Source organism: Portibacter marinus, assembly GCF_021533195.1.
Taxonomy (GTDB): domain Bacteria; phylum Bacteroidota; class Bacteroidia; order Chitinophagales; family Saprospiraceae; genus Portibacter; species Portibacter marinus.
Map to the genome: position 1 here is coordinate 253,126 of NZ_JAJNKB010000001.1, position 13,875 is coordinate 267,000.

Genomic DNA, 13,875 nt, shown 5'->3' on the forward strand with positions numbered 1-13,875 from the left:
GTCATCATTGCATGAGTCAGCTTGTAGTGAAATTGGATAAAGCTTTCGCGCTCAGTGGTGAAATGGTAAATCTTGTAGTGCTATCTCAAGACATTGCTTCAGATCATCCTGTCATTTTATTTTTAAGGGATAATAAGGGCGAAATCAGGCAAGAATCTTTAGGGTATTTTCAAAAAGGCATCGCAAAATTTTCAACCATCATTCCATCAGAACTTGAGGCAGGATGGTATAATTTCAGCGCCATTACTTTTTCAAACCAGAATAAAATACGGCAATATGCCAATTTATCTTTTCCACTATATCGTCCTAATTCAAAGATAAGAGGAGATTTGATAACCATTGATCAGCAAATTGAATTAGACAAATGTCCATTTGAGACACCCCGAATGGATGGTTTTTTATTGTCTGAGCCTGCGTACCTGAGTTCACTTTACAATTCATTAGAATCTGAATATCAATTGATTAGTCAAGGAGAAGTTTCAGAAAATCATAGAGCTTATCTTCATATTGAAACAAATAACGAGCAAGTATATTTTGGTTTTTTTAATCCATCGATCCCGGAAATAGTTGGTTTAAGAAAAAGCATGGATAGCATTTATAGCTTTCCGATTGAAAACATCTACTTGCCATTCAGGGGTCAAGTATTAGGAACAGACGCTTTCGGAAGAATTAAAAACTATGAGGCGGACTTTGTAAATCTTAATTTTGAATTGCCAGCCGTTCAAAATAGAGGTGAAGTGATTGCGCAAGACCCTATCATTGATGCATATATAGCACAACATCTTAAAAGATTGACAATTCAAGTACTTTATTCGCAGAGTTTTTATCAAGCGAATGATACCAATTTGATCAAGGCAGATAATCAGTACAATAAAGCAGATTTTATTCAATTTAAAAGCGTGCAAGAGTTCATAGAAGAAGTCATTCCAGTAGTGAGATACCGCAAGAGTACTAAAGAATTTGAAATCTTGAATGAGGAGAAAAAATGGTTTACAGATGGCGCATTGATCATCGTCGACGATGTTGTCACTGACGAGCAAACATTTTTGAAGTCCACTGACTATCAATCATTTGAATCCATCAAAATCTTTAGAGATAAGGAGAAATTAAAGAATGCTTTTGGAGCATTTGGAAGGTACGGCGTGATGGTTATTACTACGGATCAATACACTTCGCAATTTGAAGTTTCTGGCTCAGGTAATAATCAAATGAACATCAAATTCGATGCAGCTGAAGGGCCTGTGTTTTTGAGCACCTCGTTTTCAACTAGTGATTTGGTATCCACGTTAGCAGATCAGCAGTGCATTTTTCTCAACTATATAACGGATGAGGGATGTATCTTGGAATTAAAAAAGCCAACCAATCCATGAGGATTGGCTGGCTTCGTATATTTTAAGAAAAACTTTTTACTTAATTTCTACACCACCTTTCATGTCATCCCAAAGCAACCAAAGTTTTCCACCTTCAATCTTGTAGGTTAATTGTTCAACCTTCTCAGAATTTTTCTCGGGAGTGGTGACCACGCGCAAGACATCCTTGCTCTCATCGTATTGGTAAGCACCCCATTGATCTGAAACTGAATTAAAGACATAAGTCCATTCATTTTCTGCGGGCACAAGGAAAATACTATACTTTCCTGCTTTTAAAGCTTCTCCCTGAACAGTTAATTCTTTGTCTGACTCAAATGTAGTTGCTTCGTTAGCACCTGCTCTCCATATTTTTCCATAGGGTACCAATTGGCCCCAAATCGCTCTTCCTTTTGCTGAAGGAGCACTGTAGGCAACGATCACATTTGCATCACCTATTTTAGCTTCTTCTTTCATAGGGGGACTTGCTCTCTTTGACTTATCCTGAGCAACAGCAGTGTTGACCATGAAAGCGGCCAAAAACATGATAAAGCTTAATTTTAATATCGTTTTCATTTTTTATTGTTTTATTATAGTAATACAACTATAATACCGCTGAAAGAAAGGAAATGTTCTTTGTTTGTAATTCTTAACAATACTTTAATAGTGCGTTAGTGCCACTCAAGACACTAGTAGTATCTTCCGATCAATTCGTGTTCGACAATGGTTCTTTTCAAATCTAGAAAATCTACGGTTCCCTGATGCGACCATATCTTAGCTCCGTTATGGTCAATTAACATGGTATACGGAAGTGCTCCATTCCATTCAGGATCAATTGCTTCGATCAGAGCATACTTATCATCTTTGTCAAAAAGATAGTTCGATACGGCTGATTGCTTGTCTTTCAAAAACTGAAGGGCTTTTTCATGGGCAGATGGCTTGTCTGCGCTAATGGAAATGAATTCAAAATCACGTGCGCCATACATTCTTTGAAGCACTATGAAATCCGGATATTCCTGAATGCATGGACCGCACCATGTAGCCCATACATTAATTAGTCTTAGTTTTCCCGAATCATTGACCTTAAGATCAGCGATCCCTTTTTCATCAATCATCTCCAAAGTTACTGGTCGTGAAGCCCAATCGAGACTGTCCTTCTCCTTGTATTCAGTCTTCCACGCCCATTTCGTCGAACATCCGAAGGTCTTCGTTTCAGCAATAGATGGTTTCTCACCTTTAAGTCCTGAATCTATAGCATTCCGCAAATCCTCGCCATTTCCTGTTCCCGGTTCTTCACTACCATCAATTCTTCCCTTATAAATGAGCTTTCTTTCCTTGTTGAAAACGAAAGCATGAGGAGTTGCAACTGGACCATACTGAAGCGAAACTTCATGGTCATCCCCATCATATAGATAGGGGAAGTTATATCCTTTATAATCCACCCTAGGTTTCATAGCTTCGAAATCATCATTCAAGTCTGAATAGCCTAATTCATTATATAGAAGACCTAGAGGTGAATTAGATGTAATGGCCACCATCTGAAAAGACTGACTCTGGTAATCATCAGTAATATCGATCATTCGGTCTTCGTATGCCTGGGCGGTGGGACAATGATTGCAAGTGAAGATTATAGCCAGTACATCGCTCTGATCAAAGTCTGCCAGTTGAACATATTCACCTTTGTGATTCGGAAGCCTGAAATCAGGAGCAGGCTGACCTAATTCCAATGTTTTTACTTCCTGGGCAGGAAGGGCTTGAGGATTAGGCTGGAAGCCATCATCCAAGGTTTTAGTATCCACATCAGTCTGCATGCAGCTGGTGATGAACATTAACCAACATACAAGGAGTATATACTTAGAAAATTTCATTTTTATTATTAATTTACTTGATCTAATCTAAATATATAAATTAATGATATACAATAGAAGGAAATTTATAGCACGATCAGGAATGTTAGCTGCAGGTTCCATGGTACTTCCCATGATTTCATGCAAAGGTACAGCGAATAGTACCGCATCAAGTGAAGCAGTGATGTCCACGGGTGAAAGTGGGCTGGAACATTTTGGTATACAGCTTTATACGTTGAGAGACGAAATGCCGAAAGATCCTAAAGGAACATTGAAGAAAGTAGCTGAGTACGGATTTAATCACATCGAATCTTACGAAGGAAAGGATGGTATGTTCTGGGGAATGACCAATAAAGAATTTAAAGCCTACATGGATGAATTAGGATTGAAGATTGTGGCTTCCCATACCAATATCAATGAAGGTTTAGAGAAAAAGGCAGCAGAGGCCGCTGAGATAGGCATGGAATATATCATTTGTCCATATGTAGGTCCTCAAACTTCCATGGATGCGTGGAAAGGTATCACAGACAAGTTCAATAAGGCGGGAGAAATATGTAGAAAGGAAGGAATCCAGTTTGCCTACCACAACCATGCTTATTCATTTAAGGCATTTTCAGGAATGATACCACATGATTATTTGATGGAAAATACCGATCCTGATTTGGTAAAGCATGAAATGGATATTTATTGGGTGGTAACAGGTGGCGCTGATCCGATCGACTACTTGAAGAAATATCCGGGCAGGTTTAAACTCTGTCATGTTAAGGATCGAATGAAAGGTGTAGATGCGGCCGAAAGCCAGGCCAGTACTACGTTAGGAACTGGAGTAATAGATTTTCCTGAAATACTGAAAGTAGCCAAGGAAAACGGCATGGAGCATTATATCATGGAACAAGAGCGGTATGATAATTCTACGCCATTGGAAGAAGCTCAAAAAGGAGCGGCATATTTGAAAGAATTTCAGTTTGCTTAGGATTTAGGTCAATGTCATTCCGAAGGTATTTGATAGGAAAATTTCAAAATATTGAGTGACAATGCATTACTGAATTTGATCCAGGTGATATAATGTTGTATTCTAAATTTAGATTAAGAAATTAGGAAAATCCTTTCTTGTATTGCAATGTTATTATATATTTGCAGTCGCTTTGAAGAAAGTGAGAACAATAGATTGCGAAAGTAGCTCAGCTGGTAGAGCACGACCTTGCCAAGGTCGGGGTCGCGGGTTCGAATCCCGTCTTTCGCTCTAATTATACCCATTTCGCTAAAATTTGCCTTGGTGGTGGAATTGGTAGACACGCAGGACTTAAAATCCTGTGCCCCTTGGGGCGTGCGGGTTCAAGTCCCGCCCGAGGTACTATTTTAAACCTTGTAATTCAACAGAGTTACAAGGTTTTTTTTATTTATTGACCATGTGTGATTGTGGGCGGGACTTGAACGCTACCCTTCCGCCGGGTACGCCGGCGGCTCACTCGCTATAACGCTTCCAGCGTTATTCCTATAGTTAATGGACCGCTCCCTCACGCCCGAGGTACTATTTTAAACCTTGTAATTCAACAGAGTTACAAGGTTTTTTTTATTTATTGACCATGTGTGATTGTGGGCGGGACTTGAACGCTACCCTTCCGCCGGGTGTGTCGGCGGCTCACTCGCTATAACGCTTCCAGCGTTATTCCACTAGTAAACAGACCGCTCACTCACGCCCGAGGTACTATTTTAAACCTTGTAATTCAACAGAGTTACAAGGTTTTTTTTATTTATTGACCATGTGTGATTGTGGGCGGGACTTGAACGCTACCCTTCCGCCGGGTGTGCCGGCGGCTCACTCGCTATAACGCTTCCAGCGTTATTCCACTAGTAAACAGACCGCTCCCTCACTCCCGTGATAAAATGAAAATCAGTTTCTATGATCTGCCAAATTTATTTGCTTGTCCAACACAAAAATTTAAATTACATCAGATAATTAGTACTCTAATATATATATAGATCACCATCCAGTGCCTTAAAAACTTGGGTGTTCTACAATGACATTTCACCTGATTATTCAAGACTTACTTCTACCCATAAGCAATGAGAAGTATAGAAAACAGAAAGTAGAAATAATTTTGACATCTATTCAGTGAAAATCTACACCATAGGAATATTGAACTTTATGATACAATAGTCTGTACCTAGATGAGCTCGCAAAATTATTAGTTAGTGAAATTCTCCTGATTGAAGATCGAAATCCAAATTGACCTGATAACCAAATAAAAGTTATTAAAGGTTTTTTTGTAGAACCTTCAGTATGCCCTGGACTTTTTCGAACTGATCTACCAGTTTATCCATCATCATATCACCTTTCTCAATAGCGGATAAACTGATGGCTTCATCGATATGGGTTTTCAAGACATCCTTCTCCTGCTTTTCTTTAAACTTTTTGGCCAATACAGATTTAACCTTATTTGCAAGGCTCTCAATATTGTCTTTTAAAATATAACCATCTGCTCCCTGAAGAATGGTTTCCGCAGCTTTTTCCTCATTGTTCAATGCGCCTGTACAAAAGACAAATGGTATATCAATATCCTGTGTAACCATAAACAACAATGCCTCTAAACCAGTGGCACCTTTCAATTCAAAATCACTTACTATGATATCAACCTTCTGACTGGTTACAACCTCTTTAAATGAATTCAAATCTTCACAGTGAGTGAATTGAGGCGATTTAAATTCCTTCGAAAGATGATGTTTGGCCAATACAAAATCTGAGGTACTGTCTTCTAAAATTAAAAATTTTAAGTTCTTAAAATCCATTGCTTGTTAATTGCTATAGTTCTTTGTCAATTCTGAATGTAAATATACTACCACCTGACGGATTATCTGCTACAAATATTTCTCCATTATGGTGTTCAACTATTTTCTTACAATACGCCAGACCTATTCCATGGCCCTCATAATCCATATGTGACCTACTAAACATATTGAAAATATTTTCTTTTTGGTCATCTTCTATTCCGATCCCGTTATCACGTATACTAACAACCCACCATTCTTTCTCTTCCTTCTGCTCTATATGAATGCGGGGTGGCACATTTTTTTTTGAAAACTTGATGCAGTTACTAACCAAATTTTGTAAAAGTTGCTTGATCTCGATCTTATTCCCTCTTACTGATGATAATTTGCCAAAAGTAATCGTAGCCTTCTTTTCATTGATAGCAGTATTAAGATCCTGTAAGACCTGAGCAAGCAATTCGTGCATGTTAATCAATTCATAAGATCCACTTTTGCCCAGTTTGGCATAATCCAGCAAATGTTCTATTAATGCATTCATTCTGGAAGTAGCATCGATAATAAAATTAAAAATCTCAGCAGTCTCGCGATCATGATCTCCTTGCTCTTCTTTAAGAATTTTTACCATTTCTGTAACCGTCCTGATAGGTTCCTTCAAATCATGGCTGACTATATAAGAAAATTGATCCAACTCTCTGTTTCGACTTGCTAAATTTCTAATCAAGGCATTATTCTTACGCAATGTGGCCTTAATTTGGAGATTGCTCTCCTCTAATTTCTTACTTGACTGCTCTAACTGTAATAATGAATCTTTAAGTTCTATTTTACTAAATTCTAATTCCGAGTTGGCACTGTAAATGGTAAAACGCCTTTCAATTATTTTCGCTACTTTGACGATAAGTTTAGTGTCCTCACTTCTAAGGGAATTCTCGTCAGAATCAACTATGGTCAAAACTCCAATCACGAAGCCTTCATGATCGATAAGTAAAATTCCGTTAAATCTTAAAGCATACAAGCTTTCACTGGTGTCCTTAAGTTCACTACCAGATAAAGAGGTAAGGACTCCTTCCTTATTCGATTCTATAACTTCAGCGCAAAAAGTTTTGATTGGTAGGTCTAATGAAGTATTTCCTTGTAAATTACCATAAATCCATTGCGTGTCAAGGTCGTAAAGCGTGATCGCCAACACGGAAGGATGAAGACTGGCATTTAACAAATCAAAAATGTCTTCGAAAATGTCATCAGGCATCGAATGCAGTCTGTCATGTTTCAGTTCGTCTACATCCATAAGACTAAACCTAGACTTTTCAAATATATTGCTAAGCTCAAGACTCATAAAATTCTGCCACTATTTTCAACAGCATTTCTTGAGTCAAAGGTTTCGTCGAGAATTCTTTCACAATCCCAAACTCTTTAGCTTTGTCACGATCCTCCTGAGCTTCAGACGTGGTTAACATACAAACGATCATCTGTGCTTGCATTTTTTTCGGTAATTTCTCATATTCCTTCAAAAAATCCCAGCCATTCATTCCAGGCATATTAATGTCTAAGAAAACGATTTCCGGGCAAGCGTATTCGCCATTAACTGCAGTTTTAAGATATTCTAGCGCTTCAGGAGCACTGTAAGTTACCACTACTTCCTCACAAACATCAGCCTTTGTAATTACTCTTTTGTGTAAAAAATTGTCAGCTTCAGAATCATCAATTAGCATAATCTTATTCAACTTTTTACTCATTTTACTTCCTCTTTTTTAAAATTAAATTTTATCGTTGTTCCACCACTCTTGTTGGTCTCCGCAATAATATTACCGCCATGAAGTTCTACTACACGATGACAAAGAGCGAGACCTAGCCCTCGTCCGTTAAATTTACTTTGAGCGTGTAATTTAGTAAATAAGTGAAAAACTTTAGCATGATTTTTTTCATCAATGCCTATGCCGTTATCACTCACCTTAAATTCCCAATCTTCCTCGTTTTCGTCCACCGCCACTTCAATGCGAAGTGGCTTATCCTCACTTCGGAATTTACTTGAATTTTCAAAAAGGTTTTTGAAAAGAATTCTAGTTTCCTTTTCCATAGCATTAATGATAGGGGGGGCATCATAATTTATGGGAAGATCCATTTCTTCTGAAAGCTTTAAAAATAAATCTCTCAAAGATAGTGGCCTTCTTTTTCTATTCCGTCCTAATCTGGAGTACTGTAGCAATCCATCTATCAAACCTTTCATTCTCAAAGAGGCTTCACTAATAAATCTAAAGTAAGTCGCCGTTTCATCTTTAAATTCATCTTTATGCTCCTCATTCAGAATTTCTGTAAAACTTGTTAAAGATCGAAGAGGTTCATTTAAATCGTGTGAAGCCACATAAGCAAAATGTGTCAATTGTGCTTCTTTATCATCTACTCTTTGTTGCAACTCTTTGACCTTTCGAGATTGGTCAGTATACATTTTTAAGGTAAAATATACCAACCATACTACACCTGTGAAGAGCAACCTCCCAATTAAATCAGCACCCCATCCCACTCGTACATTAGCAATACCTATCAGTACTAATATACAAATGATAGAAGCCGACAGCGCACCATTATCTTTTATAAATCTTAAAAAAATAAGTAAAGGAAGAAGATATAGTATGTAGATAGGTATTTTAGGCCCGACGACAAAGTCAATCAAGAGTATTACAAATCCTAGGATCAGACTTGCAGGAACAGCATACTGCTTTAAGTAAGTTTCAATCAATCGCAATACAATATTAGTGTCACTATCGACGAAATAGACAAAATGCTATAAAAGTTCGCTTAGTTCAATAAAATCCATATCGGTAAAGTCTTTATTTTCCCCAGCCATGGCCCAAATAAACGAATAGCTAGATGTTCCACTTCCAGCGTGTATCGACCATGGAGGTGAAATAATAGCCTGATTGTTTCTGACCCACATGTGTCTCGTCTGATCCGGCTCTCCCATAAAATGCATTACACCTTGCTTTTCTGGCACATCGAAATAAAGATAGATTTCACTTCTTCTGTCGTGCGTATGAGGAGGCATGGTGTTCCAGACTGAACCTTTGTGCATGACAGTAAGTCCCATAACTACCTGACAGCTTCCTATACCTTCATTGTGTATATACTTGTAGATTGTTCTTTCATTGGCGGTTTCAGATGAGCCAAGTGTGACAGGTAGCGCATCTTCTTTTGTAAATAATTTTGTTGGATGTTGCGCATGAGCCAAAGCTGAAAAACAGTAAAATTTTGCTGGATTTTTAGCATCATCAGAAGAAAATTTTACGTTTTTAATACCTTTTCCTATGTATAAGCATGACAATTTCTCCAATTTGTAGGAATCTTCACCTGTTGAAATCTTACCTGTTCCTCCTACATTAATGATTCCGATTTCCCTTCTTTCCAGGAAATATTCACTTTTTAAGTCTTCATAGTTTTTTAGGTCAATGCTTTCGCCAAGGGGTACAATACCTCCTACTACCATTCGATCATAATGACTATATACAAAGTGTGACTGACCATCTTCGAATATTTCTTCAATAAGAAAGTTTTCTCTGAGCTCCTCAGTGTTCATGGTTTCCACCTCGTTCGGGTGAGATTCATAACGTTGTTCCATCTCTATCTTATATTTTATTTAAATAATTTCGTTTTCAATATTCAGTTTTCGCTATTCGCTATTCGCTATTCGCTAATTTCTAATTTTATCCCCTAAAGCCCTAACACGCTAACTCCCTAACGCCCTGACGCCCTAACGCGCTAATATCCTAAAGCCCTAATACCCTCACGCCCCAACGCCCCTAACAAGCTAACTACACTATCTCCCTAACACGCTAACTCCCTAACGCCCCAACAAGCTAACTCCCTAAAGCCCTCTCCCCAACACCCTAACGCGCTAACTCCCTAACACGCTAACTCCCTAACACGCTAACTCCCTAACGCGCTAATAACCTAAAGCCCTAACCCGCTAACTCTTCGACGCCCCAACTACCCCCCTAATCCAAACACATTCACCAGCCACAAACTCAACTGTGGAATAAATGTTACTAAAATTAAAGATACAACCATCGCTGCTAAAAAAGGGAGCAATGGTCTGATCACCTCAGTTACAGATATTTTAGCCACACCCGCTCCCACAAATAGAATAGTACCCACAGGTGGTGTGCACAGACCAATACATAAATTCAGGACCATAATGATACCAAAATGAACCGGATCCATACCCAATTCTACAACCACAGGTAAGAAGATCGGTGTAAAGATCAGTACCGCCGGAGTCATATCCATAAACGTTCCGAAAACCAAGAGCGTCAAATTGATCAACAGAAAAATAGCGATCGGATTGCTCACCGTATCTACAAGAAAACCAGTCATTAATTGTGGAATACTTTCAAAGGAAAAAAGCCAGGACATGGCCATTGAAGTACAAATCAGAAACATGACTATCGCTGTTGTTTTAGCACTATTCAGCAATATCGAAGGTAAATCCTTTATACCAATAGTTCTATATGCAAATCCTAATCCACCGGCATATATAATGGCGATGGCGGCGGCTTCAGTAGCAGTGAATATACCCATCACAATCCCACCAACTACCACAACCAACATCAACAAACTCAAAAAAGATTTTCTAAAATCTGTCCATAGTTGCGAAAGCTTGACCCGATCTCCACGCTTAATTTTTTTTCTATAGGCTATATAGGCCGCTACAACAATAAGGGACAATCCAACCAAAAATCCAGGTATATAACCTGCAATAAACAAGGCAGCTACAGATGCCGTTCCACCACTTGCAAGCGCATAGACAATCAAGACATTGCTTGGTGGAATGAGTAAACCTGTGGTGGAAGATGTTATATTGACCGAAGCACTGAAAGGAACAGGATAGCCTTCGTCCTTCATTCGATCCGTCATCACACTACCAATTGCTGAAGCTGCAGCAACTGCTGATCCCGAAATGGCACCAAACAACATAGAGGCAATGACATTGACATATGCCAAACCACCTGGCAAGCTTCCTACCATAGATTTTGCCAGGTTGACCAACCGATTGGCTATACCTCCCCTATTCATAAGCTCGCCTGCTAAAATAAAGAAAGGAATGGCCAGCAATGCAAAACTGTCGATACCCGTTGTCATTCTTTGCGAAACCGTAGTAATTCCCGGAATCAAGGAAATATTAATAAGCAGGGTCACAAGCGTTGATATTCCGATGCTATAGGCCACAGGCACTCCGTAAGCCAACAATGCAAAAAAGCTAACGAACAATACCAGAATACTGATTAATTCAATCGACATAATCCGCTATTTTAGAAATGTTGTAGATTGAATAAAACATAATCAGCAAACCACTAATGGGTACAATACTGTAGATAAAGCCCAGAGAAATGCCCATCGCCGGAGATTGTTGTCCCAAAATAAATGTGATGTAGACGAGATTACCCCCACCTATGACCATGACGATCAATGCAAACAACATCATCAGTATCTCGATCATTCTCATCCTCCTTTTCAAGGCCTCTCCTTCTAGTTTCTTTATGAGGTAGTCCATAGAAAGATGTGCTCTTTTTCCATTAAGGTAAGCCGCTCCTAAAATAGAAAGCCAGATTAAGGAAAATCTGGCAAACTCCTCTGTAAAAGAGGATGATTGACCGACCACATATCGACTAAAAACCTGCCAGACCACGTCGAGAACCATCAAGGCAAATATAAATATCAGTATGCCTTCAATAATCCTATTGACCCCTTTGTAAGCTGTTTCCATATTATTTTTGTTGTTCAATTCTTTCAATAAGTGAGGTCATTTCAGGATCATTAGCAAATCGCTCCTTCACGATGGATGCTTTTTCTGCAAACTTAGATTTATCTGGTCTGATGATTTCCACACCAGCATCTTCAAGTATGACCATACATTCATCCACATTATCCTTCCAAAACTTTTTTTGAGCAACTACGGATGCATCTGCTGCTTGTTGTAACCACTCTTGCTGTTGAGGACTTAAAGTATTCCAAAACTTTGTTCCGATCACCAGTACATCAGGAAGCGAACTATGTTCATCCAAAGAATAGTATTTGCATATTTCATAATGCCTGGAGGTTACAAAAGATGGTGGATTGTTTTCGGCCCCATCTACAACCCCTTGTTGTAGAGCAGTGTATAATTCACCGTAAGACATTGGCGTAGCCGAACCACCTAATGCATTGACCATGCTCACGGACATCTGATCATTCATTACTCTAATCTTCATACCGTTCAAATCATCCGGCTCTACAATTGGCTTTTCCTTGGTGTAAAAGCTTCTGCTACCGGCGTCGTAAAAGCATAGTCCTTGTAATAAAAATTCACTACCGGCCTGCAACAACTCTTTACCTACCGGACCTTCTAGTACATTGAACAGATGTTCGTGATCTCGAAAAATATAGGGGATGCCCAGGACCTTATATTTAGGAGCAAAATTAGACATGGCAGCCGCGCTGACTTTGGTCATACTTATGCTTCCTATTTGAAGTAATTCTAATACCTCCCTTTCTGAGCCCAATTGACCATCAGGAAAAATCTTTACACTCAGTTTCCCTCCAGATATTCTCTCGGCCTCCTCAGCGAAAACCTCCATTCCTTTATGTACGGGATGGCTGATGGGCAAAGTATGTGCTAAGAGAACTCGCTTCGTTTCGGTCACTTCACTGCAAGAATACATCATCAAAGTGCTAAATAATAATACTCCTAATAACCTAGTAATTAACGACATAACTATTCTTTCATTGACCTTAATATTCCCAATTCTAACCCCCTTAATTCAGCTAGTCCTCTTAATCTTCCAATGGCGGAATAGCCAGGGTTCGTTTGCTTGTGCAAATCATCAAGCATCTTATGTCCATGATCAGGTCGCATAGGTATAGCCCAGTCTGTATGTTCAAGAATCTTTCTCATTACCGCATACATGTCTACATCTCCATTCAAATGATCCGCCTCGTAAAAGTTACCATTTTTCTCCCTTTTGGTAGCACGCAAATGCAAAAAGTTAATCCGATTCGCAAATTTCTCCACCATTTTCGGAAGATCGTTATCAGGCCTCACTCCGTATGATCCGGTGCAAAAGCATAAGCCATTTGCAGGACTGTCAATATGCTGGAGTATGCTTTCTGCATCTGATTCAGTAGAAACGATTCTTGGCAGTCCCAAAAGTGGAAATGGTGGATCGTCAGGGTGTATGGCTAATTTTACATCATTCTTTTCAGCCACAGGCACTATTTCATCCAGAAATTGGAACAAGTTTGCCCTCAACTGATCCGCATCAATATTCTGGTAGGTGTCCAAAATCTCTTGAAATCTGACCAGCGAAAGGACGCCTTCAGTCGTGCCTCCAGGTAAGCCTGCAATAATGTTTTGGGTTAGTTTTTCCTTTTCAGGATGTGACATTTTACGAAAGTACTGCCAACCTGTATCGACTTCTTCCGCTGTATAATCTTTTTCGGCATTATCTCTATTGAGAATGCATATATCAAAGGCTGCAAATGCTGCTTTATCAAAGTAGAGCGCTGTAGATCCATCCTTCATGGGATATTCCAGATCAGTTCTTGACCAATCCAAAACCGGCATGAAGTTATAGGTGACGATTCTGATATCGCTGGCTGCTAAATGCTCAATAGAAGTTTTGTAATTTTCAATGTATTTTTTATAGTTGCCTGATCTTCTTTTGATGTCTTCATGAACAGGAATACTCTCCACAACAGACCACTTTAGCCCGTGATCTTCTATGATTTTTTTTCGCTGCTCAATGGCCTCCTTTGTCCATACTTCTCCACTAGGAATTTCATGAAGAGCATTTACTATACCTGAGGCTCCTGCTTGTCTGATATCTGCCAAAGAAACTGAATCCTTAGGACCATACCATCGCCATGTTTGTTCTAATCTACCCATA

The 13,875-nt window shown here is 39.0% G+C and carries 13 protein-coding genes and 2 tRNA genes; 4 read left to right on the forward strand and 11 right to left on the reverse strand.

Features of this window, described 5'->3' with window-relative positions:
* The first annotated feature begins 11 nt into the window (after positions 1 to 11).
* Complete coding sequence (locus L2567_RS01130; protein ID WP_235295843.1) at positions 12 to 1,370, forward strand: hypothetical protein; 1,359 nt, start codon at positions 12 to 14, stop codon at positions 1,368 to 1,370.
* A gap of 36 nt (positions 1,371 to 1,406) precedes the next feature.
* Here L2567_RS01130 and L2567_RS01135 read toward each other — a convergent pair whose 3' ends face one another.
* Entirely contained in the window at positions 1,407 to 1,922 is a 516-nt protein-coding gene (locus L2567_RS01135; protein WP_235295844.1) for a DUF2911 domain-containing protein, read from the reverse strand.
* 113 nt (positions 1,923 to 2,035) lie between these two features.
* Complete coding sequence (locus L2567_RS01140; protein WP_235295845.1) at positions 2,036 to 3,214, reverse strand: redoxin domain-containing protein; 1,179 nt, start codon at positions 3,212 to 3,214, stop codon at positions 2,036 to 2,038.
* Positions 3,215 to 3,257: 43 nt separating this feature from the next.
* On the opposite strand from L2567_RS01140, the gene L2567_RS01145 reads away from it, so the two are divergent.
* From L2567_RS01145 to L2567_RS01155, 3 genes are all read left to right on the forward strand, one after another.
* A complete protein-coding gene (locus L2567_RS01145) occupies positions 3,258 to 4,166 on the forward strand; it encodes a sugar phosphate isomerase/epimerase family protein (RefSeq protein ID WP_235295846.1) in 909 nt (302 codons plus the stop codon).
* A gap of 197 nt (positions 4,167 to 4,363) precedes the next feature.
* Positions 4,364 to 4,436, forward strand: a tRNA-Gly gene (locus L2567_RS01150).
* A gap of 27 nt (positions 4,437 to 4,463) precedes the next feature.
* Positions 4,464 to 4,547, forward strand: a tRNA-Leu gene (locus tag L2567_RS01155).
* 902 nt (positions 4,548 to 5,449) lie between these two features.
* Here the strand turns inward: L2567_RS01155 and L2567_RS01160 are convergent.
* From L2567_RS01160 to uxuA, 9 genes are all read right to left on the reverse strand, one after another.
* The gene (locus L2567_RS01160) at positions 5,450 to 5,983 is read right to left on the reverse strand and encodes a response regulator (protein ID WP_235295847.1); all 534 of its coding nucleotides are present in this window, start codon (positions 5,981 to 5,983) and stop codon (positions 5,450 to 5,452) included.
* A 13-nt stretch (positions 5,984 to 5,996) separates the two neighbouring features.
* Positions 5,997 to 7,295 (reverse strand): sensor histidine kinase, encoded by a 1,299-nt coding sequence (locus tag L2567_RS01165; protein ID WP_235295848.1) that lies wholly within the window; start codon positions 7,293 to 7,295, stop codon positions 5,997 to 5,999.
* Entirely contained in the window at positions 7,285 to 7,695 is a 411-nt protein-coding gene (locus L2567_RS01170) for a response regulator (protein ID WP_235295849.1), read from the reverse strand. The genes L2567_RS01165 and L2567_RS01170 overlap by 11 nt, the downstream gene beginning before the upstream one ends.
* Positions 7,692 to 8,696 (reverse strand): sensor histidine kinase, encoded by a 1,005-nt coding sequence (locus L2567_RS01175; RefSeq protein WP_235295850.1) that lies wholly within the window; start codon positions 8,694 to 8,696, stop codon positions 7,692 to 7,694. The genes L2567_RS01170 and L2567_RS01175 overlap by 4 nt, the downstream gene beginning before the upstream one ends.
* Positions 8,697 to 8,741: 45 nt before the next feature.
* Complete coding sequence (gene kduI / locus L2567_RS01180; protein ID WP_235295851.1) at positions 8,742 to 9,572, reverse strand: 5-dehydro-4-deoxy-D-glucuronate isomerase; 831 nt, start codon at positions 9,570 to 9,572, stop codon at positions 8,742 to 8,744.
* Positions 9,573 to 9,940: 368 nt separating this feature from the next.
* Positions 9,941 to 11,245 carry a TRAP transporter large permease gene (locus tag L2567_RS01185; protein WP_406626645.1) on the reverse strand — a complete coding sequence of 435 codons (1,305 nt, stop codon included), beginning with the start codon at positions 11,243 to 11,245 and terminating at the stop codon, positions 9,941 to 9,943.
* Positions 11,241 to 11,717 (reverse strand): TRAP transporter small permease, encoded by a 477-nt coding sequence (locus L2567_RS01190; RefSeq protein WP_235295853.1) that lies wholly within the window; start codon positions 11,715 to 11,717, stop codon positions 11,241 to 11,243. Before L2567_RS01190 ends, L2567_RS01185 begins: the two co-directional genes overlap by 5 nt.
* A 1-nt stretch (position 11,718) precedes the next feature.
* Positions 11,719 to 12,654, reverse strand: coding sequence for a TRAP transporter substrate-binding protein (locus L2567_RS01195; RefSeq protein WP_235295854.1), 936 nt, complete (start codon positions 12,652 to 12,654; stop codon positions 11,719 to 11,721).
* A 50-nt stretch (positions 12,655 to 12,704) separates the two neighbouring features.
* Entirely contained in the window at positions 12,705 to 13,874 is a 1,170-nt protein-coding gene (uxuA, locus tag L2567_RS01200; RefSeq protein WP_235295855.1) for a mannonate dehydratase, read from the reverse strand.
* Position 13,875 lies beyond the last annotated feature (1 nt).